This is a genomic window from Streptomyces pactum (assembly GCF_002005225.1).
Taxonomy (GTDB): Bacteria; Actinomycetota; Actinomycetes; order Streptomycetales; family Streptomycetaceae; genus Streptomyces; species Streptomyces pactum_A.
The window spans coordinates 25,884-46,681 of sequence record NZ_CP019724.1 but is presented as its reverse complement, the minus strand read 5'-3'; the positions used below and the strand labels follow the sequence as shown (position 1 = coordinate 46,681).

Sequence of the window (20,798 nt, the reverse complement as noted above, 5' to 3'; positions counted from 1 at the left end):
GCCTCGTCCTGCATGCGTGGCCTGGGTGAACCGCTGTGGTCAGTGGGAGTTGCCCGCTGTTCCCGGACGCAGTATTTCCGACATGCGGTTGAACGCTTCGGCGGTCCGGGCCTCCTGTTCCTCCTTCGGTAGTCTGACGAAGGCCAGCTCCGATGTGCACCGTTCGCGCAGGTCGTCCCGGTCGAACCAGCGCAGCGGGTGACGGGGATCGCCGGGATCGTAGACGCCTTGTCCGTACGCCTCCATGAGGGTCAGGTCATACCGCCGGTGGCTGTGACTCTCGTCCGGAGGGAGGAGGCCGCCCGCCATGCGGTTCATCCAGTCCTCCCGGATCGCGCGGTCGTCATCGGGTTCATCGACGTCGGGGTCGTAGCCGAACACGTCATCCGCACTCCGGAGTCCGGGGAACATGTCGAGGACGTCGCCGATCTGAGGCGGGTCGGTGTTCTGGATGACGATCCACAGGGCGTACTCGTCGGCCAGGCACTGGGGACGCGGGACACGCCCTTTTCCCAGTTCGCTGCCGATCCGCATGATGCGCTCACCCATGCGTACCAGCCAGTGGTTGTTGACCTGGGTGAGAGCCAGTTCAGGCAGGTCGCGCAGCAGACCGACGTCCCGGATCGTCGCCTCGCCTTTCAGGTAGGCGGCGAACTCGTAGGTGAAGGAGGTGTCCAGGTGCAGCTTGCCGTCCCGGGTGGGGGCGAAATCGGAGAAGTCGACGGTACTGGCCAGCGCCATGGCGTCTGCCGGGGTGAGCGGCTCACCTGTGAAAGACCTGTTGAACAGCTGCACGACATCGCTGACTGAGTGGTCGGTCTCGACGCGCTCTACGTTGCCCGGCGTGGCCCCGGCATCAGTCAGTTGCTTCAGCGCTGTGACGCTGAGCTTCAGTGCTCGGGCGAATCCTTGCAGGTTGTCCGCTCGGAACCCGTCCAGTGCGCCGGCGCTGTCTGCGTTGTTCTCGAAGCGCCGCCAGGTCGCCAGAGATACATCAGCGCGCCGAGCCGCCTCCTGCTGTGTGAGGTTCAGCTCGGCACGGCGCTGTTTCACCGCGTTGTTCGCCGATTCCTTGGCCATGCTCGCCCCTTCGGTGCCCGACAGACAGGCGCAACTTTAGCACTCATTGAGTGCTCATTTGATGTTGGGTGTGGGTTGATTGCGGTGCGGGACAGGGGGGGGCGTCCGTCGCGATCTCTTCGAAGCCAGCCAGGCCACAACGAGAGCCGTCGCTGCTCGGCTCGGCGAGCTTTACGGCTCCGTGGCGGGCAGCCGCCGCGCGAACGCGACGCCTACGGACGCAGCTCCAGACCGCGGATCTGAACGCGCTCAACGCCGTCCCGGCCGGCCGTCATCTGCTGGAGCCGCTCCATCGTCATCTATGCCGACGCCACCGACGAGAGCCACACCACGTACTCACTGATCACCAAGAAGTTCCTGACCAGGACGAGCGGGCCGCCGGGCTGGACGTCGGATGCGGACGATCGACGGGAATCCTGCCAGCGCACGCCTTCGGCTCGTCCCTCCGGCGCCGGTACTCGGCTGTACATCGGATTGCAGGCCAACTCGTCCGAGCCGGACGGATCGTCCAGTCGCCTCTCGGTCGGAGTCGGCGGGGCGTGTACACGTTTTCGGCGCCTGATTCCTCTACCTGGTGAAAGCACATCGAGCCTCGGGAGGCCAACGCCGTGACAGGACAGTGGAGTTGGGTGATAGTGGGCACCGGGGCGGCTGCTGCGGGCGCGGCTGTACGAACCTGCGGATACCTGCTCAGGGAGCAGGTGTGTGCCCGGGCGATGGTCCGGATGGCACGTGAGCTGTCCGCCCGCGGGGGGAGGGCCGAGGTGAGCGACCAGGACGGCACCGCATGGAGCGTCCGCCTGGACGAGCAGGATCCTCAATGACGGCCCCGCCCGAGGAGGAGTTCGACGCTCTGTTCCGTACGTGGTACCGGCCCCTTCTGGCGCAGGCGATCTTCGTCTCCGGAGGGCGCCGCACTCTGGCCGACGACGCGGTGCAGGAGGCCTTCCTGCAATGTTGGCAGCGCTGGAACGCCCCGCACTTGGAACCGGTCAGGGCCTGGCCCGCATGGCTACGCACCACCGTCGTGCGGGAGGTGCTGCGACTGCAGAAGGAAGCCGGCTCGATCGGCTTCGATACAGAGCACCACGACCGGGCCGCGGCGGAGGTGGACATGGCGTCCTGGACGGATGCGCGCGGCGCCTACCGCACCGTGCTGGAGCGCATCGTGTCCCTCAGCGACAAACAGCGCGAAGTCATGGGCCGCTGCGCGATTGCCGGACAGCCGCTGGGGGATGCCGCGAAGGAGATGCGAATCCAGGTAGCCACCGCGCGCGTGCATCTGCACCGCGCCCGCCAGGCGCTGGAAGATGTACGAAGCCAGCTGCAGGAGCTGGGTGTGATCGACACGGGCGAGGGGAGGCAGTGATGACCGGCCACCACGACGAGGATGAAGTTGCCGCACTGCCTGCGGGGGCGGTCCGTCGCGGGCGGAAGGCGGCGAGGGCCGACCACCACGACAAGGACGACATTGCCGCGCTGCGAGAAACCCTCATGGCCAGTGAAGGACCGATCGGATCGCTCATGGCCACGGCCCAGGACGTCGAGTCCGCGCTGGCCAGAGTCAAGCGGCGGACCAAGACACAGCCCACCCCCCAGCAGCCCCTTCGCACTACGTCGTCCGACGCCGACCGTAGTGACGCGCGAGCGATGTTCCTCCAACTGCGCGCGATGCAAGGCGGCAGCCCGGAGTACGCCGAGCTGCGCAACCGGCTGGTCCGGATGTATCTGCCGCTCGTGGAGCACCTCGCACGCCGCTTCCGCAACCGCGATGAGCCGCTGGACGACCTCGCCCAGGTCGCCACCATCGGTCTGATCAAGTCGGTCGACCGTTTCGACCCGGAGCGTGGCGTGGAGTTCTCCACGTACGCGACCCCGACGGTGGTCGGTGAGATCAAACGCCACTTCCGTGACAAGGGCTGGGCAGTGCGTGTACCCAGGCGCCTTCAGGAACTGCGCCTTGCGCTCACCACGGCCACTGCGGAGCTGTCGCAGGAACAAGGCCGACCGCCCACGGTCCACGAGCTGGCCACGAAGCTGTCGATCTCGGAGGAGGAAGTCCTGGAGGGCCTGGAGTCCGCGAACGCGTACTCCACACTGTCGTTGGACGTCCCCGACACCGACGACGAGTCCCCGGCGGTCGCGGACACCCTGGGAGTCGAGGAAGAGGCACTCGAGGGCGTCGAGTACCGCGAGTCCCTCAAGCCGTTGCTGGAAAGCCTCCCGCCGCGCGAGAAGCGGATCCTGCTGCTGCGCTTCTTCGGCAACATGACCCAATCGCAGATCGCGCAGGAGATCGGCATCTCCCAGATGCACGTCTCCCGGCTACTGGCGCGCACACTGGCCCAGCTGCGAGAGAGGCTACTTGCGGAGGAGTGAACTTCCCTATACAGAACCTTCCGTGCTCGCGTTACCCGCTCCCGGGCAGTGCCTTGGGACGCACTGCCCGGCGGCGAAGGCTGCGGGTACGCGAGGCACCCTGGCAGGGCGCCGGCCCCACCTGGGTTCGGGTCGGTGATGGTCTTTTGCGCGGAACCGTCGCTGGGCTACGCGTGGGTGGATGGCTGCCATGGGGGCAAGGGAGGAGAAGGGTATGAGCTCTGGAGAGACAGACGGATTACATGAGGGGGAGCAGTGTCGGCCTTCGGGGGAAGGGGCAAGCGGCAGCGCTGCGCGGCCGCGGTCAGGCAGACGAACGAGCGATGAGGGCGGTCAGGGCTCCACACGGCCGGAAGGTGATGCGGCGGCAGCGGAAACCGGGGACAGCGGCCCGCAGCCGGAGGGAGGGTTCTGGCACAAGCAGAAAAGGATGCTCGAGATCGTCGGCGCCGTTGTTACGGCGATTGCTGGGGTAGCCGGACTGATCTTTCTCTTCTGGCCCGACGTGCAGCCCAAACCTGAGCCCGAACCGGTGCCGGCGGTCGAACTGGTCGACTCGGACGTCCACCGGGAGCAGAACGTCGCTGCCGATGTGGTCTTCGACGGACAAGTCACCGAACAGGCTCGGGTACCCGCATCCGTCGTCAGCGCGACGCTGAGGAACAGCGCAGACAATCCCGTTCTGATCTCCCGTGCCGAAGTGAACCTTGTCTCCGCTGCTGAGGTGTTCTGCCGCTACGGGGCCGGGCCGACTGACATCACTGCGCAGTACGACATCAAGATCCCGGCCGAAGCCCGCGAGGGAGCCGTCATCCCCCGGAAAATGAAGTACACCCTGCCGCCGCATGCTCAGGAGCGGGTTGCGTTCACGGTGGGGCCGAGCGGTACGGAGAGGGATCGATGCCCTGGATCTACACCTTCACCATTTCCCTGTACATGGACGACGGTGCCACGGTCACGGTGCCCGAGGTCACCTACCTGGCTCCGACCGATAGAGCCACGGCGTTTCTCGCCATGGCGGATCAGGCCACGGGTCCGTGGCAGCCGGGCGGGCCGGGGCTGATGCCCCCTCCTGCATTTCCAAACAAGCCCGATTTGTAGCGCAGTTGGTCAAGTCTGCGCCACGCCCGTCGCCGGAATTGCGGGAATTCAGCGCAGACCTGGCACGCGTTGCTGCTCGGTGAGAGGGCCTCGTGCCCGTTGAGGCCATGGCGGGGCTTATCGGCTGCCCGGCGGCTTCGGCCACGGGCTCCCTGTGGCGGCTGCGTCCAGCAAGTCGCCCAGGCGCAGCCAGGCGGTGGGGCCGGAGTGAGTGGCGGGGCAGGCCGCGAAGCGGTCCCATGCCTCCTGGTCACTTCCCAGAGCCTCGCGTACGGCCGTGACCACAGCGGCGTGCGCGGTTGCGTGGTAGTCGCCCCGGGCGCGCAGCGCCGTCCAGGCCGGCGGGGCGCGCACGAGTGCCGGATCGGCCCCCGTTCTGCTCAGGACCAGTTGGGTCCAGGTCTCACGCCAGGAAGGCCCGCCGCCAAGGCGGGTGCGCAGGCGCTCGGTGAGGCGGAGCAGCACCGTGTCGGGACAGCTGTGGCGGCGCAGCACGTTGTCGAAGTCGTCACGCGACCGGTATCCGCTGGCGGCACAGGACAGCAGGGCCTTTTCTGCGAGGGAGTCGTTGCCGGCGTGCCGGGTCAGGTAGTCGCTCAGTGCCTGCGTCTGGAGACGGGCCAGGTCACGCACGGTCACCTCGTCGGGAGCGCCGACCAGTCCCGCGGCTTCTTGCCCGGTGCCTACCACGACAATCCCTTCTCGGGGGCTCGCAAGACCCGCCCCTCTTCAGTTCGTGCAGGCCCGTTGGCTGACATGGGGAACGGCTATGGGCAGTGGCAGTCAGTGACTCCTGGGACCTCCTTGACCTGACCGCGGCTAGGCCGCGTCTGACAAACGATCACGATGGGGGTGACCGCGTCGTCTAAAAAAGCCATTCGTCCAGGCCAACGATCTACGCTGGCTCGATGGGGAACGATCGACGTGTCCGCCACCTCGTGGTCGACGAGGCTGTCTGGTGTTGGACTGTCCGGCAGCGAGTGAAACCGGACTACGCTGACTGCCGGCTGACGCTTTCACTCTTCCCAGAGGTCACGGCGCAGGGCGTTCGACGTCGATTGGCCTTGGTCTTTGCCCCGGGCCCGGACAGAATCGTTTCGAACTCGCACTTCGAGGCGGGCACGGTCGTGCGCCTCCCGGACCGCGCCTGGCTCAACCTCTACGAGCCCGGAACGGTTCGACGCCTGCTCGACGCCGCGGCGCCTGCTCTGGACACCCGGCCATCGGTGCAGAACCTCAAAGTGAACGGCTGGCCCTACTTCGCTGAAGTCGTGGACTGCCCCAATGCAGCGAAGTCTCATACTTGATCTTGTGGCTGGTCGTGGTGAGTTGACGGATGCGGCGTGGGAGCGGATAGCTCCGCTCTTGCCGGCGCTGGATGGTCGAGGGCGGCGGTGGCGGGACCACCGGCAGGTGATCGACGGGGTGCTGTGGCGCTTGCGGACCGGGGCTCCGTGGCGGGACCTGCCGACGCGCTATGGGCCGTGACAGACGGTCTGCGAGCGGTTCGCCCGGTGGGAAGCCGACGGCACGTGGGCCCGGTTGCTGGAGCACGTTCAGGTCCGTGACGATGCGGTCGGCCGCCTGGAGTGGACAGTTTCGGTGGACTCCACCATCAACCGGGCTCACCAGCACTCCGCCGGAGCCGGGAAAAAGGGGACTTGGACGGGGACAAACTGGAAGATCCACAACGCTCGGCGGCGCGGCAGGCCCTCGGCCGGTCCCGCGGCGGACTGACCACAAAGGTCCACTTGGCAGCGGACGGCCGTGGCCTGCCCCTGTCGTTTGTCGTGACCGCCGGGAACGTGAACGACTCCACGATGTTCGACGCGGTACTGGACGCCATCAAGGTACCCCGCGCCACGGTCGGCAGGCCGCGACGCCGTCCCGACCGGGTGCTGGCCGACAAGGCGTATTCCTCACGGGCCATCCGAGCCAGCCTTCGGAAACGCGGCATCCGGGCCGCCATCCCCGAACGATCAGACCAGGTGGCTAACCGCAAGCGACGCGGCACCCGCGGCGGACGACCACCGGCCTTCGACAAAGAGCAGTACAAAGGCCGCAACGTGGTCGAACGCTGCTTCAACCGACTCAGGCAGTTCCGCGCAATCGCGACCCGCTTCGACAAGCTCGCCGTCCGCTATCAGTCAGGACTGCACCTGGCCTCGCTCATCTTGTGGCTCCGCGACACCACAGCGTGATCATTTGTCAGACACGGCCTAGCAGCCGGGTCTAGAGGAGGTGGACAGGCAGTCGAGTTCGTCGAAGATCTGATCACGGAGCCGTGCACGTGAACCCGTGATCTCAAGGCGGCCCGGGCCAGTCTCGTACGGAGCCAGGCGGGCGCGGATGAGCTGGTAGAGGGCGGGGTGACGGCGGACGAGCTCGTCGTAGGCCCGGGCCCCGGCCCTCTTCAGCACCTCATAACTGGGGTCTCGGCGTTCCGCCAGGGACATGGCGTCGTTGAGCGTAGTGATCAGCCGGATGCATTCCGAGCGTCGCTGCAGCAGCGCGGCAAACAGGCGCCGGCGGCCGTGGAGTCGCTCGAGCTGTGCGGCGCTTCGTGCCGTGCCCGTGAGCGTGAGGTCATGAAGGTGCCGGGTATGCGAGTTCTCTGCGCTCGGCGCGATGTCGGCGAGGACCTCGTTGAGTTGATCGCGCCATCGATTGAGCAGCAGCGGATGGCACAGTGCGTCGTCGCGAGTGTCGTTCCGGCCGGCATCGACCATGAGACGCTGCCGGAAGGCCCGCCTGTCCAGTTCGAGTAACTGCTCCACCGCGTCCGTGAGTGGCGCGACAAGCCACCCGTTGTCGATGCACCGCTTGATCTTCTCCGGAATGGACCTGATATGAACGGTGGCCGAGGGCGCCACTCCCGCCTCTGCCGCGAAGCCACGCACCAAGGCTTCCTTCTCATCGGGGAGGTAGCGGCCCAGCCACATCCGCGCCAGACGCCGTGGATCGCTGGTTGCTGTCGGGAAGGGCAGAATGCCCGCAGCCGTAAGATCCGCCACGCGTTGCTCCTTGAGGAGCCTTTCGGCATCGCGCAGCCGGCCACGCACAGACCGCCACTGTGCCGCCAACAACTCGCCCTCTTCCGAGCGGCCGCCGCCCAGGACGTACATCTCACGTCGGATCTGCCGGTCGTGCATCGCATAGGTGAGGGCGTCGATGCTCTGCTGGATGCAGTCCGGGCCGAAGAGCAGCTCATCCAGGCCGGTCCGCCGGAGCCCACATGCATGCGCCGTTACGACCTTGGCCAGGTCGAGGAAACTCACATGGACCAGGTCCGCCACTTCCTGCATCGGAAGCCGCCACGGCTGCGGGTGCGGTACCCGAGTCGCCTCCAGTCCAGCGCCCGCGAGTACGGGTCCGGTCCGGTGGCGAACTGGCCGGACATGCGGCTCGACCAGATCCAGGGCGAAGCGCATCTTCAGATAGCGGACGGTGCGGCTGCGGTGCAGGGCCCGCGTGGGCCGGTCCCGCAAAGTGCGGCACGCCTGACGCCTCGCTGCCCCGCAAGTGGGGCACGCGATCGTCGAAACCTCGCACGAACGCACGCTCCACAGGGCCCGCCGCGCGGAGGAAGCATCAATCGCACCATCAGGCCACACAGAGTCATGAAAGCTAGAGGACATGCGCTGGAGGCTGCCAGCCGCATACGGTCTGCAGGCCGGGCCGCGCCGCCTCGGCGCCCAGGATGAACGAGAAGCCAGTGCATACGTTCGAGGGATGGGTCTGAGTTCGCCTTGCCAACACTCGATCGAACGACTTCGCGGGTTTCCCGCCATCTGCGGCAACTTTCGCGACGGTCTGCACCGACTGCACTTCCCAGGCCCAGGCTCGGGCCTGGTCGGGGCGGAGCCTCAGGGCGCGAGATCATCGGGTTCCTGACGTCGAAGCCGGGACCACCGTCGACGTGAACGGCCGCAGTGCTCTTTGCCCGAGCGGGCTCAGACCACCCTCCCGATCACGCACTTGGAGGCGACATCATTCGGACCACCGACGAAGCCGCAGGACCTGCTTGCTGGCAAGACACTCCGCCCCCACGGGCCGGGGCCCGGTGCGGGCCTGAGCGGATGCCTGGACCGTGCGCCAGGAACAGATGAGTCCGGCGACGGCCTTCTGTGTTCCGCATCGTCGTCGCCGGGCTTTGACTCCTGTCCGGGTGATCACTAGCATCCCAAATCAAATATGTGATCTGGCATGCAAGGGTGTGCGATGCTACTGACGACAGGCCAGGCAGCGGAAGAACTCGGCTGTGCCATCACCACTTTCCGGCGCCTCGTGCGCGCGGAGCTCCTACCCGGCCTGTCCCGGCGCGGTGTCCGCGTCATGGTCCCGCTAGAGGCCGTCCAAGCACTCAGTACCCGCCACCACGCCCCCCTCGATCAGCTGGACTCCCCAGAGGTCGCCGTCCTGCGTGTCGACACCGTCCAGCCAGCCAAGGAACCCGACCGTGCCTGGACGGGGTTCTCCTCCTTCCTCGCACCAGATGACCTACTCAGCGCTCTGCGCGGCTGGTGGCGCTGTGATCCCGCCGCAGTAGCAGCCGGACAGGTGCTGCCGGTCACCCTGTCCGGTTACGTCGTGGCCGTACTGACCGGCCTTCAACAGTGGGAGAAGAACACCCAGGGCCGCCACGCGTTCCCCAAGGCCCGCCTCGCCGGCTACGTCACCGACCTGGTCACTCCGCACACCGTCATGACGTCCCACGTCAACGACGACCCTCACCTTGCCGGACTGCTGCTGGGCACCCGCCTCGTCTCACACTCTGGCGGCGCGGTCGCCTACGTCCCGGCAAACGCCACAGCCTGAGCCCGGCCCGGAGGAAACCCGATGGACGCACAGAGCTACAACGCCGCGCTTGCCGAACTGCGCACCGTGCGAGACAAGATCAAGAAGCTGCGGACAGAGCTGGCAAAGCTGGAAACCGACCGCGACCAGCGGATCACCCGCGTGGCGGCCTACGGCAAAGCCAAGGCCGAACGCATCGCCCCAGCAGCCGGGATGAGCGTCGCCGACATCGTCGCCCTCGCCCCCGAGTTGGCCCCAGACGACCTTGCCGCCCGCGAGGCCCTAGAGCCCACCACACCCTCCGAAGCCACCATGCACGAGACCGACGACCGGCCGGTGGTTCACCCGCAGACAGCAGCCCCCGCAACGAACAACGCACCGCCCACCCCGCCGCCTCCGCAGAAGTTCACAGAACCGGTCGGTGCCCCGGCCCCGCCCGAGGCACCGGACACGCCACGGACCCTGCCGACCCTTCCTCCAGGAGAAGTGGGCGACGCCTGGTTCTCCCACACCGCGGACCTGGCCTCCACACGACCGAGCTTCACGCAGCAGGCACGGTCCACCGTCTTCCTCGACACCGCCACCGGCGTCCTCGTGCATCGCCACCAGACCCACCACCTGGACCTCGCAGGCCGCTCAGCAGCGGACATCCTCACCGCCGTCTTCCACACCGTCCCCGACGGCGTGGAGCGGATCTACATCACCGCCGGAGACCCCTGGCACCGCGAGGCAGACCGCTACCCCTACCTCCGCGACGCAGTCACCGCCTGGCTGAACGCCCCCACCCCCGGCTGGCGCACCGACACCGGCCGCGGCCGCGACCGCATGGCCGGACACTTCGTCCACGCCCGCAACCCCGTCGGCCGCTACCAGAGCAACGACGGCACCACCCACGTCGAAATCCGCTCGGTGGGGGAGTGGTTCGACCTCGACACCAACGACACCCCCGCCACCGTCCGCGACGCCTTCGTCCTCCTGTGGCAGGCCCTGCGCCGCCACTGGAACGACGCCGTCCTCATGGGCTCCCCCTCGCAGACCGGCCGCGACCTGTGGACCCGCACCATCCCCCAACGCGGCCAGCACGCTGACGGCTTCCCCGTCCTGTCCGAAGAACTGCGCGGCCTGCTCCACGCCACCGCCGGCCAGGGCCGCAACGAACTCATCGCCCCGCCCCGCGTACCTGAACAGCTTCCCGCACTGGTCGAATACGACCGTACCTTCGCCTACGCCAAACACACCTGGAAATCCCCGGTCGGCACCCCCCGCCGCATCCCCTCCGCCACCTTCGCCTCCTGGAGTGAGAAGGAACAGATCCGCGCCCTGTACGGCTGCGGCCACTGGCACGTCCGCGTCACCGTGCCCGACGGCTGGAACCACGTCGGCCTCCTCCCGGCGCCTGCCCCGGGCGACCGGGCCTGGCACTACCCCGCCACTGCCGGCACCACCTTCACCACCTGGGCCGGTGGCCCCGAACTCCACACCGCCCTGACCAACCCCCTTCAGCCGTGGAAGATCGAAATCCTCGACGGCATCCTCTGGGAAGACGGCAAGCCCCTCGACGACTGGGCCAAGAAACTCAAAGACACCTGGACCAACCTCACCGCCCAGGCCCAGATCCACGGCGACCCCCAGCAGGCCCGCGCCGCCCACCTCGCCTCCCGCGCCGTACGCGCCATCCTCCTGTACGGCATCGGCTCCTTCGCCCAGCGTCCCCGCATGGTCACCGGCACCACTCCCCGCACCATGGAACGCGACCTGCCCCCGGACGCTGAGATCATCGGCTTCGACGACGAGCAGATCACCTGGCAGCGCCCCACCGGCTTCAGCCGTGACCCCAACGCCCACCCAGAATGGGCCGCCGCCATCTGGTCCGGTGCCCGCGCTGCCCTCCTCAGCCAGCGCCACCGCGACGACAACGCCTACGCCGGAGCCCTGCACACCCCGCCCGGCACCGTCGTCGCCTTCCGTACCGATGCCCTCTACCTCACCCAGCACCAGAACTGGCCCTATCACCACCAGCCCGGCGACTACCTTCTGCGCGGCCACCTCACCGGCCCCGTCACCGCTCCCACCACCGAGGAGGAACTCCTCACCCTTCGGGACGCTGGAAGGGCCACCCACGCCATCACCCGGCAGGAGGCCTGATGCCGCCCCGCACTCGTCGCCGACGCTCCTCGCAGGACACAGGGAGGAACGAAGCTGCTCAGCTCGCCGACCGGCTCCAGCAGGCTGGCTACACCAAACGTGACATCGCCCGCATCATCGACCGCGACCCCTCCCTGGTCTCGCAGTTCTACTCCAGGAACAAAGGTGCAGCCTTCGTCCCCGCCCTGCGCCAGGTCCTCACCGCCGTCGAAACCGGCGGGATCACCGACCTGCCCGAACTTGCCGCCATCGCGGCCCGCCACACCACCCGCCGTACCACCGCCTCCGGCACCCGCGCCCGCGTCCGCACCAAAGCCCTGCTGATCACCCCGACCGGCTCCGGCACCGGCCGCGTCGCCTCCCAGGCCATCGCCTCCGGGTCCGCCCGCCTGCGCCCCCTTATTGCCGAAGCGGCACTCCGCGGCCTGCGCCTGGCCTTCACGGTCCGCCTCGCCAAGACCGCCTATGTGCATCCCTCCGGCAGCCGCACCGACTCACCCGGGATCCGCCGCGATGTCACCCAGCGCGCTGACCACACCGAAGAACGCTCCTACGGCTCCGCCCAGACCGGCGGCTTCGATGCGACCGATTTCGCCCGCCGCGTGGACGCCGCCGGCGGTGACGTTACCGCCGCCGTGCACCAGTGGCTCTCGGAGACCGGCCGTATCCGCCCCGAAGCCCAGATTCTCCATCTTGAAGTACGCACTTGGCGCCCTCGCTGACGGCTCTGTGTACTCGTGCGGCCAACGGCCCCCCGCTGTGTGCGAGGCGTAGAGTGAAGGTTCCTCCCGTCTGAACTGGATCGGCATCGGTCGGTCACGGGCGGTCCGGGCGGTCCGTTCCACTTCTGGCGGATGCAGAACCAAGTGAGCCTCGCGTATGAACGCACCCAGAGCCTCGTTCATGGGCTGAAGCTGCTGCCGACCCCGTTCCAGCGGCTCATCATCGGGCCATTGGACCGAGTATGATGTGATCCGTTCAGCATCCCTCGGGGGCAGAAGGCCAAGCTGGACGGCCTCCTTCAGCGCATTCGGGTGCACGCCGCCTCTGAGCAGAGCGACCAGCGCGGCCAAATCCTCAAGCTCAGAAGCTTCGCGCGGGGGACGGCCTTCGTTCCTCTTCCCAGCGCTCCCGGAGACCAGGCACGTTGCTCCAGGCTCTCGCCAGCATTCGCCACTCCGGTGGCAACTTCCCAGCGGCGCGCCGAATCCGTTCAACCTGCTGGTCCACGTGCAGGACCGCCTCGGACCGCGCCCCGGGCGAACTCTGCATACACAGTGCGGCGGGCTGTGAGTGCCTGCTGGTCGGCGGCGCTTCGGGTCTGTTCGCGGACGGCTTGCACAGTGGCCTTCGCGCCGGCCCGGGCACCGAAGTAGCGTAGTGGCGCAGCCGCAAGTGCGATGGCGGTCGCCACCGCATCAGGTGAGAAGACGGCGCCACGATCGGTATAGCCAGAATGGCAGCATGATCCCCTCACGGGGAGGACAGGGAACCCAACCGGCCAGGACCCTTGGGACTTTGGCGGAACGACGGCTGCCGCCATGCGGAAGCGCAAGCGATGGACGTCATGACGCAGTGCATCGGGCGCGATCCAGCTGTGGCCGGCCTGCTTGACCCGAGTTGGTGGCTCAGCCGTGATATCAAGCAGGGCTGCAAGCTGGAGAGGGCGGACGTCCTTGGCTCTCCGCCGCCCGCTCCGGGCCAGGCCCGTCGTGCCAACGCTATGTCGCCGGTGATGTGACAACCACACAGCCCAGTCTGCGGGCGGCGAGCGCAGCGGGCTTGGGCTTCTACTTGCTCTTCTCGGCTTGTGCAGCGACCTCGGAAGCAGCAACGGGCTCGGGCCCACCGGTGGCGGTGTAGTAGACCGAGGAGCCCTGCTTGGTGCGCTGGGCACGCTGCTTGGCAACGAGACCTTCGAGCGTGTTGCGAACCACGGTGGTCTGGACAGCACGTTCGGGATGGGCCTGGTTCAGCCCGGCAGAGACCTCTGCGGCGGACCGCGGTTCACTCTGCGCGGCAAGGTGAAGGCGGACGAGTTCGACGAGGGTGGGCGCGTCGCTCTTCGCCCCTGTTGCCTTGGCCGGAGCCTTGGCGGCACGTGCCTTCTTGGCGACGGGCCCCTTGGCCGCTGTGCGACCCCGCGAGGCCGTGGTCTTCTCGGCCTGCGAGCGCCTGCCGCCGGTAGGCTCAACGGCCGTCTTCTTGCGGGGCGAGGGCACGGTGGTGCTCTCAGCAGCCGGTGCGGGCACAGTGGCGGCCAGTGCCTGCTGGATGTTTACCAGCACATTGTGGTCCTGCTGCAGGGCGGTGAGCTTCTCCTGCAGCGTGGCGATGTCCGCGCCGATGCGCTCCTGCTCCTTGGCGTTGCGCTCGAGGTCGCCGGCCACCTGGACGGCATACTGCGAGGCCACTTCGGTTGTGTTCGATGTCTCCGACATGGCGCTGGTTCTCCTTGGTTGCGTGAGGGACGGGGAGGGGAGGTAACTGCCGGGCGCGGATGTGCTGGCTGCGCCTGAGAGGAAAGCCGCTGCACAGCACCTGCCGCGCATACCCCCGTGCGGAGATAGTACGGATGAGAGATGAGGATTGGTCATCCCGGACCACGTCCATGCGTACTCCTGGTCCGGACGCCGCGGGTTGCAGCGTTAGCTGTCCCGGTCTGCCGAATACCGTGGTAGCTGTTGCGGGAACTGCCAGAGCACTTCATCGGTGTCCTGGTGGTGATGCCAGGCCGCCAGTGTGCGAGCCGACACCAGCCGGTCGAGCAACTCCATGGTCTGCTGCGGGGAGTTCCCGCACAGGCGGGACACAGCATCCAAATCCTCCGTGCGGAAGGTATGTGACGCGAGCGCGAGAGCGGTCAGCCGCAACACAGCGGGAGCCGCAGCCGGCAGCACCAGGGGCGTCGGGTGCAGCGCCCAGTGAGCGGCGCGGCGCCGCGCGCCGCGGCCTGGCGCCTGGTCGAGCACGGTGGCGTCCAGTAGCCGTACGGCCACGGATCCGGGCCGGGGACTGGTCGTCTCCAGCCATCCGGCCTGAGCCAGCTCCAGCCACAGTTCCCGGCGCCCGCGCAGCCGCATGCTGCGCAGTAGCCCGTCCGCGACAGTGACATGTCCCCGGGTGTCCGAGCGCAGGGCGCACTGCAGGGCGAGCAGCCGGGCAGCGGGTGAGGTGAACTGGGGGAGCGTGGCAGACAGGTAGGTGAGCATCTCCCGCACACGGGCCCGTTCGTCGGGCCCCGGAGACAGGCCGTGGTGGGCGCGCCGCAAGATGCCTCCCGCCGGCTTGGGCCGGCGTGCGCCGAGCAGCGTGTCCGGCACGACGGCGGTCTCGCTGGTTGCTGCGGCGCAGGCGGCGCAGGCGTCGGCCAGGCGCCAGGAGCGCCCGCCCGCCTGGCGGGTGAGCGCCAGGAGCACCAGCCCCCCGCAGCCTCGGCTGCGGGAATGCCACGTACAGCCCAGGGCGCGGCACTGGCACGTGCGCAGGTGCCCGGGCAACGCCTCGGCACGAGCGTGGCTGGCCAGATGTGTCAGGGCCGCCGAACGGGCCGAGGACACATCCACCGGGTGTGTGTGGGCCTTGCACTGGATGCAGAACAGTCTCGGCCCTCCCGCTCGCGGGCGTAGCTCGACTGTCCAGACGCGCCGCACCGCGGCCTGTGTACCGGCCAGCCTCATCGGCTCGTCGTCCTCCCGTGAACACAACTGGTCTGACAGGCGTCCTGGCAGCAGGCGCCAGGACGGCCAGAACGCTAGTGCAGATTTCCGCACCGTGAATGTCACTCTCGTCAGCGCAGATAGTGCAGAAACCCGCACTGACAGGGCAGGCTTCTGCACCGTCGGATGGTGGAGTGACGATCTTGCCCCCCGATCCCGACTTCAGCGCACTACGCGTGGAATTCGCACGCCTGCGGGGCGAACGCGGCTGGACCTTCGACGAACTCGCCAACCGCAGTGGCCTGGCCCGCCGCACCCTCATCGACCTCGAACACGGTCGAACCCCCGGCAACCTCACCACCTGGCACGCCCTCGCCCACGTCTTCGACGTACCCATCGAGCACCTGCTTGCGGTGCTCTGCGGCAACCACACCCCGCCGGGCGGCAACGACACCTGACCAACCGGCCACGCCCTGAAAATCACGCCGCAGCGAATCACCCGAAGAGGCGAGGGAGAGTCGCACTCGCATACGCACCTCCGCTCACACGTTCGCGAGTGTTGGGCCGTTCGCGGGATCCTCGGCTGTCGTTGCGCCGATCACAGCGTGTCGCCTGACACGGTCCGCGCATGCGTTCCCACCTCACCCGCCTGCACGGCATCCCTCACACCGCGCGCCCCCGCAGGCGACCGCTACGAACAACCGCCACCAGCCCAGACCGATTTCCGACTGCCGGTCAAACTCGCCGCTGCTACGCCTGCGGCAACCCGATCGAGCTCTTCCCGCGCGCGGATCACCGACTCATTGCCCTGCACCCCGCAGAACTGGCCACTGCCGTAATCCCCGAGGACTGCCGCTGGCACCTCAGCGCAGGCATCGCCCACCCGAGCGGTGACGGCAGCCCGTGGTGCCGTATCCCACACCGGCTCGTCTGCCCCCGCCGAACGGACTCGTCACAGTCCCGGCCCCACCTGGACGCCCTCCGCCTCCGGCTCGCCCTGCGAACCCGCCGCCTGATCGACACCGGCCTGCTCACCCCCGCACCGCACCGCTCAGAGCAACCGTCCACCACCCCTGCCCGCCCGGTCGTACGAGCCCTGCTGACCCTCTACCTGGCCAGCGCACCACTGGACAACATCCGCTGCATCGCACAGCGTCCTCACCATCCCCTGTGCGGCCAGCGCCTCCTGGACGCCGGCTTCCCGGCAGGCACCTGGCGCCTCCTGCCCGTCCGCGCCAAGCACAGCCCAGGCCAGTCTCCGCTCCCGGTGGCCGTCTACGATCTCGACCGACTCGACCCGGTCCAGCAACTGCGCTGGCGCGCTCAACACTGCCCGGACCACGTTGCCAGTCCCGTCGAACTCGACCAGACCGAATGGAAGGTCTTCGACCCCCTCCTGCACGCCGACCACATCCACACCCAGCTTCCACGCCCGTCGCGCCGACCCTGCCAAGGAGCGTGATGATGCCCCACCACGCCCTGGAAGTCCTGCTCACCCGTTCCGCTCGTCCGGCCGAGCTCCGCGCAGCCACCCGCTCCATCCCACTCGCTGCCAACCACGACGCCACACGCCTGATGGCACTCTGTCCCGGAAAGACAGCCCGGCGAGCCGCCCACCGTCTGCGCCGCCGTCTCGGTGAACACCTGCCGGTCGACGTCATCACCACCCACTACCCGGACACGCATGGCCAGGTTCTGCTCAACGTCTCTGTGCCGCCCGCCACTCGAGCCGTCCTCGGCCGAACAGCAGAGCAGGCCGGTCAAACCCCCGAACAGGTGCTGGAACGGGCGCTGCACCAAGAACTGACCCAGTACGACAGGGAGGAAACCGAGCGTCTCAGCCGCGCTGTGAATCACCTCCTCATCGGTACCACGCCCGCCCGCCTTCTGACGGCCGTCGGCCACGCGCTGACCCGTTTCCCTGGAGCAGTACCATGGTGACCGCCACTGACGAGCAGACCGCCGCAGCCGACACCTTCCGTAACGGCGATCACCTGTCCTTGCAGGCCGGTGCCGGGACCGGCAAAACCACCACCCTCAACCTGCTCGCTCGCACCACCAGTCGCCGAGGCCGCTATCTCGCCTACAACCGGGCCATCGCCCAGAGCGCCGCCGCGCAGTTCCCCAGCAGCGTTCAGTGCAGAACTGCCCACGCCCTGGCCTACGCGGCAATCGGCCACCGATACCGCCGCCGTCTGAACGCCCCCCGCCGCCCCGCATGGAAGAGCGGGCAGGACCTCGGCATCACCAAGGCCCTCCGCATCGACGAGAAGGAGGTGAGCCCTATGGCTCTCTCCAACGCGACCCTGCGTACCGTTTCCCGCTTCTGTCATGCCGCCGACGAGAGCATCGCTCCTCACCACGTGCCCCGCCTGCGCGGCCTGGAAGATCCTGGCTGCCATACTGAACTCGCCGACCACATCGTTCCGTTCGCCCGTAAAGCCTGGGCCGACCTGCAGCACCCCGACGGCGGCGCCGTCCGTTTCGACCACGACCACTACCTGAAAATCTGGGCACTCACCCGACCTCGGCTCGACACCGACTTTCTCCTGCTGGACGAGGCACAGGACACTAATCCGGTCGTCGAAGACGTCTTCCTGGCCCAGCGCGGCCACGCCCAGCTCGTCATGGTCGGTGACTCTGCACAGGCCATCTACCACTGGCGCGGCGCCAAGGACATCATGACCGGCTTCGACGGCACCCGCCTGGCCTTGTCGCAGTCCTTCCGTTTCGGCCCCGACCTTGCCGCAGAGGCCAACCGCTGGCTCCACCTCGCCGGCGCTCCGCTCCGCCTTACCGGCACCCCCGACATCCCCACAGAACTCGGGACCGTCACCCAACCAGATGCCGTTTTGTGCCGCACCAACGTCGGTGCCATGGCGCAGGTGATGGCGCTCATGGCCGTCGGCAGCCGAGTAGCTCTGGCCGGGGGAGGAGAGAGTCTGCAGGCCCTTGCCCTGGCAGCCCGGGACCTCAAAGAAGGCCGGCGTACCCACCACCCGGAGCTGACCCTCTTCACTCACTGGGGCGACCTCCAGGACTACGCAGCCTATGACCCGGCGGGACGTGATCTGCAGCCGCTGGTCAACCTCGTCGACAGCCACGGCACCGATGCCATTCTCGACGCCGTAGCTCGGCTCGTCTCCGAGCCACAGGCGCAGGCGACTGTCTCCACCGCGCACAAAGCGAAGGGACGGGAGTGGTCCCGCGTGCTCATCGCCGACGACTTCGCCCCAGTCGACAGCTATGAGGGCGCTCCGACGCCTCCCGAACCGATCGACGAGGCAGAAGCCCGTCTGGCGTACGTGGCGGTCACACGGGCACGCCAGTGTCTCGACCTCGGCGGGCTGTCATGGGTCCGTGATCACCCCGACGGTGCTGCGGCGCAGGACGCGTCATGAAGGCCCGCGTACGTGTGAGGGTGCGGAGGGGTGACCGTCATCACCAAGTCAGTGCGCGTGCGCGTTCAGCCGTGCCCAGACGGTCTTTCCGGGTGCTGCCTCGGCGTAACCCCATTGGCTGGTCAGGGCGTCCACGATGAGCAGGCCCCGGCCCGCCACGGCCATACCCCGAGGCGGGTGAGGCAGTGGGGGAGCCGGACTGGGGTCGGAGACAGCGCACAGCACCGTGCCCGCAGTCTGGGCGATACCCAGCCATGCCTTGGCTTCCCGTTGAGGGCTCGACCGCAGCGCATGCCGAACCGCGTTGGTGGTCAGCTCGTTGACCACGAGAGTCAGGTCTTCGGCCACAGCGCCGATGCCCCATGCCACGGCGGTGTCGCGGACGAAGCAGCGGATGCTTTTCAGACTACTCGGGTCCCGCGTGAATGCCCGAGCGGCAAAGTCGGATGTGCTGATGCCCAGGGCAAGTCCCCAGTCCGGTGCCGTGGGTGGCGTCAGCGGTGAACGGGAGGGGCAGCTCATGCTCCGAAGTGGCAAGAGCGCCTCCGCATTCGGCCCTTGGCTCGGCGCCGTCGCCGCATGAGCTGACACTGTTCATCCCCCCGGAAGACGTCCAGTTGTATGGGCCGCGGTCCTCTGCCCTGACTGATAAGTATCCGCGTCGCCCCGCTCCGGATGCAATTGCATCCGTGACTTGCATCCAAATGAGGAGGGGAGGGAAAGCATGTCCCCAGCAACCAGAGCAGCGTCACCCAAAAATGAAAGAAGTCGGAAACGATCGAAAGAGGTCGGACATGGCCCGTGCCTTCAACGGTGTCTCGGCGGACTCTCTTCCAGGAGTGACATGGGTCAAGAGCCGTCACAGCACAGCAGACGGCAACTGCGTCGAAGTGGCGCTACTGATAGGAGGTGAGGTGGCACTGCGCAACTCCCGGCACCCTGACGGACCGGCGCTGGTCTACTCGAGGGCAGAGATCGCGGCCTTCATCGCGGGGGTGAAGGACGGTGAATTCGACCCGATCGCCAGTTACTGACTTCGGCTCGTCAGGGTGAGGCAGGTTCGTCGAGAGTCAGGCCGGTGCCGGCTATGAAGCCGTCGAGGGTGCCGGGCCGGTACTGAAGGCGCTTGAGTCGGTTACGGACGAGTGCTTCGAGCCGGTCGAGCGCGACGACGGCGAGGTTGGCCAGGCTGCGTTTGATGTGTGCCCATACCCATTCGACGGGGTTGAGGTCGGGTGAGTAGGCGGGCAGCAGGAACACTGTCAGCCATGCGCGCTCGGCGATCAACTTGCGCATGGCGTGAGAGACGTGGGTGTTGAGGCGGTCCCAGACCAGCACGATAGGTGCCTTGAGGAGCTGGTGGACGCCGTCGACGAGCGCGATGAAGTCACGCTCGCCCATGCTGCGGCGTTTGCCTCTGCCCGCCCGGTGGGCGCGCAGGCGGTGGCACAGCCGGGTACGGGAGCCGGGCCGCATGGCGATCAGTCCGGCCACCGACAGCCGCCCCGAGCGTCGCCCGCTGACGGTCACGACCGGGGTGTGCCCGCGCCGGCCCCAGGTTCGTCCCCGGGGCGGCTTCCGCGTGAACCCTGCTTCGTCCTCGAAGCAGATGTAGCCCCCGCAGGCCGCCCGGGCTCTTTTACCTCCGCCCAGGTCACCTCCTTCCACACGGTGACGGCCCTCTCGTCGCGCTCGGCGACCCGCCGTGCGGGGACCTGCGGGCTGAAGCCGAGCCGGTGCATCAGCCTCGTGGCACCGGAGACGCTGTAGGAGACGTGGAACTTCCGGCCGATCAGCGTGGCCACCCTCGCCGCGGTCCACACCTGGTCCTCCACCCAGCCGTGGGCGGCCGGGCCCTCATCGAGGTACGCAGCCAGTTTCTCCAGACAGCGCGGGGACAGCCGGCAACGGGATCCGCTCGGGCCGCGGGAGGCCAGAGCCTCATGACCACCGTCCCGCCACAGCTGGTGCCACTGGTAGGCCGATTTCAGGCTCACCCGCAGTCGCCGTGCCACCTCCGGCGGCTTGATCTCCTGCTCGAACAGCTCGGCCGCCTGCATCCGCACCGACTCCCGGCGCCGACGTCCCGCAGCGGTCAGCCCGCCCCCATCCGCATATCTCACACACCACGGAATACAGCCACCGCTCCAGACCCATCAGGGACTTCGCAAAGATTCACCCTGGCGAGCCGAAGTCAGTAACGCCAGCCTGAGACAGTCCAATTGACGCGCCCGTC

19 protein-coding genes and 2 pseudogenes are annotated in these 20,798 nt (G+C 67.9%); 13 read left to right on the top strand and 8 right to left on the bottom strand.

Annotation, left to right across the window (positions count from 1 at the left end; genetic code table 11):
• Nucleotides 1–39 precede the first annotated feature (39 nt).
• Complete coding sequence (locus B1H29_RS00215) at nucleotides 40–1,080, bottom strand: helix-turn-helix domain-containing protein (RefSeq protein ID WP_055422299.1); 1,041 nt, start codon at nucleotides 1,078–1,080, stop codon at nucleotides 40–42.
• Between the two features lie 820 nt (nucleotides 1,081–1,900).
• Here B1H29_RS00215 and B1H29_RS00210 point away from each other — a divergent pair.
• From B1H29_RS00210 to B1H29_RS00200, 3 genes are all read left to right on the top strand, one after another.
• Complete coding sequence (locus tag B1H29_RS00210) at nucleotides 1,901–2,449, top strand: RNA polymerase sigma factor (RefSeq protein ID WP_055422300.1); 549 nt, start codon at nucleotides 1,901–1,903, stop codon at nucleotides 2,447–2,449.
• A 125-nt stretch (nucleotides 2,450–2,574) separates the two neighbouring features.
• A complete protein-coding gene (locus B1H29_RS00205) occupies nucleotides 2,575–3,459 on the top strand; it encodes an RNA polymerase sigma factor SigF (RefSeq protein WP_079160662.1) in 885 nt (294 codons plus the stop codon).
• A gap of 900 nt (nucleotides 3,460–4,359) precedes the next feature.
• Nucleotides 4,360–4,560 carry a hypothetical protein gene (locus B1H29_RS00200; RefSeq protein WP_055422301.1) on the top strand — a complete coding sequence of 67 codons (201 nt, stop codon included), beginning with the start codon at nucleotides 4,360–4,362 and terminating at the stop codon, nucleotides 4,558–4,560.
• Between the two features lie 117 nt (nucleotides 4,561–4,677).
• Here B1H29_RS00200 and B1H29_RS00195 read toward each other — a convergent pair whose 3' ends face one another.
• Complete coding sequence (locus tag B1H29_RS00195) at nucleotides 4,678–5,250, bottom strand: hypothetical protein (protein ID WP_055422302.1); 573 nt, start codon at nucleotides 5,248–5,250, stop codon at nucleotides 4,678–4,680.
• A 218-nt stretch (nucleotides 5,251–5,468) separates the two neighbouring features.
• Between B1H29_RS00195 and B1H29_RS00190 the strand changes: the two genes are divergently transcribed.
• Together B1H29_RS00190 and B1H29_RS00185 are read left to right on the top strand one after the other, a co-directional pair.
• A complete protein-coding gene (locus B1H29_RS00190) occupies nucleotides 5,469–5,867 on the top strand; it encodes a hypothetical protein (RefSeq protein WP_079159903.1) in 399 nt (132 codons plus the stop codon).
• A gap of 4 nt (nucleotides 5,868–5,871) precedes the next feature.
• Nucleotides 5,872–6,783 (top strand): annotated as a pseudogene (locus B1H29_RS00185) (IS5 family transposase).
• Here the strand turns inward: B1H29_RS00185 and B1H29_RS00180 are convergent.
• Entirely contained in the window at nucleotides 6,780–7,991 is a 1,212-nt protein-coding gene (locus B1H29_RS00180; RefSeq protein ID WP_159027742.1) for a hypothetical protein, read from the bottom strand. The pseudogene B1H29_RS00185 and the gene B1H29_RS00180 overlap by 4 nt on opposite strands.
• A gap of 790 nt (nucleotides 7,992–8,781) precedes the next feature.
• Between B1H29_RS00180 and B1H29_RS00175 the strand changes: the two genes are divergently transcribed.
• Genes B1H29_RS00175 through B1H29_RS00165 form a run of 3 tightly spaced genes read left to right on the top strand, consistent with a single transcriptional unit; the run spans nucleotide 8,782 to nucleotide 12,224 of the window.
• Nucleotides 8,782–9,378 carry a helix-turn-helix domain-containing protein gene (locus B1H29_RS00175; RefSeq protein WP_055422304.1) on the top strand — a complete coding sequence of 199 codons (597 nt, stop codon included), beginning with the start codon at nucleotides 8,782–8,784 and terminating at the stop codon, nucleotides 9,376–9,378.
• Nucleotides 9,379–9,399: 21 nt separating this feature from the next.
• Complete coding sequence (locus B1H29_RS00170; RefSeq protein ID WP_055422305.1) at nucleotides 9,400–11,502, top strand: hypothetical protein; 2,103 nt, start codon at nucleotides 9,400–9,402, stop codon at nucleotides 11,500–11,502.
• Nucleotides 11,502–12,224 (top strand): hypothetical protein, encoded by a 723-nt coding sequence (locus B1H29_RS00165; RefSeq protein ID WP_055422306.1) that lies wholly within the window; start codon nucleotides 11,502–11,504, stop codon nucleotides 12,222–12,224. The genes B1H29_RS00170 and B1H29_RS00165 overlap by 1 nt, the downstream gene beginning before the upstream one ends.
• A gap of 1,068 nt (nucleotides 12,225–13,292) precedes the next feature.
• Here B1H29_RS00165 and B1H29_RS00155 read toward each other — a convergent pair.
• Together B1H29_RS00155 and B1H29_RS00150 are read right to left on the bottom strand one after the other, a co-directional pair.
• Nucleotides 13,293–13,943, bottom strand: coding sequence for a hypothetical protein (locus B1H29_RS00155; RefSeq protein ID WP_055422308.1), 651 nt, complete (start codon nucleotides 13,941–13,943; stop codon nucleotides 13,293–13,295).
• Between the two features lie 207 nt (nucleotides 13,944–14,150).
• Nucleotides 14,151–14,921, bottom strand: coding sequence for a hypothetical protein (locus tag B1H29_RS00150; protein WP_234393220.1), 771 nt, complete (start codon nucleotides 14,919–14,921; stop codon nucleotides 14,151–14,153).
• A gap of 434 nt (nucleotides 14,922–15,355) precedes the next feature.
• Here B1H29_RS00150 and B1H29_RS00145 point away from each other — a divergent pair, with 434 nt between their 5' ends.
• A complete protein-coding gene (locus B1H29_RS00145) occupies nucleotides 15,356–15,619 on the top strand; it encodes a helix-turn-helix transcriptional regulator (RefSeq protein WP_055422310.1) in 264 nt (87 codons plus the stop codon).
• Nucleotides 15,620–15,789: 170 nt separating this feature from the next.
• A pseudogene (locus B1H29_RS38965) lies at nucleotides 15,790–16,122 on the top strand (DUF6083 domain-containing protein); the annotation flags it as partial.
• Between the two features lie 90 nt (nucleotides 16,123–16,212).
• On the opposite strand, the gene B1H29_RS37850 reads toward B1H29_RS38965, so the two are convergent.
• Complete coding sequence (locus B1H29_RS37850; protein ID WP_055422311.1) at nucleotides 16,213–16,578, bottom strand: hypothetical protein; 366 nt, start codon at nucleotides 16,576–16,578, stop codon at nucleotides 16,213–16,215.
• Between the two features lie 44 nt (nucleotides 16,579–16,622).
• Here B1H29_RS37850 and B1H29_RS00135 point away from each other — a divergent pair, with 44 nt between their 5' ends.
• Together B1H29_RS00135 and B1H29_RS00130 are read left to right on the top strand one after the other, a co-directional pair.
• Entirely contained in the window at nucleotides 16,623–17,102 is a 480-nt protein-coding gene (locus B1H29_RS00135; RefSeq protein ID WP_324611064.1) for a hypothetical protein, read from the top strand.
• Nucleotides 17,099–18,562, top strand: coding sequence for a UvrD-helicase domain-containing protein (locus tag B1H29_RS00130; RefSeq protein WP_107095413.1), 1,464 nt, complete (start codon nucleotides 17,099–17,101; stop codon nucleotides 18,560–18,562). Before B1H29_RS00135 ends, B1H29_RS00130 begins: the two co-directional genes overlap by 4 nt.
• Before the next feature lie 48 nt (nucleotides 18,563–18,610).
• On the opposite strand, the gene B1H29_RS00125 is transcribed toward B1H29_RS00130, so the two are convergent.
• Nucleotides 18,611–19,084 carry an ATP-binding protein gene (locus B1H29_RS00125; RefSeq protein ID WP_079159900.1) on the bottom strand — a complete coding sequence of 158 codons (474 nt, stop codon included), beginning with the start codon at nucleotides 19,082–19,084 and terminating at the stop codon, nucleotides 18,611–18,613.
• 272 nt (nucleotides 19,085–19,356) lie between these two features.
• On the opposite strand from B1H29_RS00125, the gene B1H29_RS00120 reads away from it, so the two are divergent.
• Entirely contained in the window at nucleotides 19,357–19,596 is a 240-nt protein-coding gene (locus tag B1H29_RS00120) for a DUF397 domain-containing protein (protein ID WP_079159899.1), read from the top strand.
• A gap of 10 nt (nucleotides 19,597–19,606) precedes the next feature.
• Here the strand turns inward: B1H29_RS00120 and B1H29_RS40100 are convergent.
• A protein-coding gene (locus B1H29_RS40100) for an IS630 family transposase (protein WP_432280061.1) occupies nucleotides 19,607–20,685 on the bottom strand; the annotation gives its coding sequence in 2 pieces (ribosomal slippage) (nucleotides 19,607–20,184 and nucleotides 20,184–20,685; 1,080 coding nt in all).
• Nucleotides 20,686–20,798: the final 113 nt, after the last annotated feature.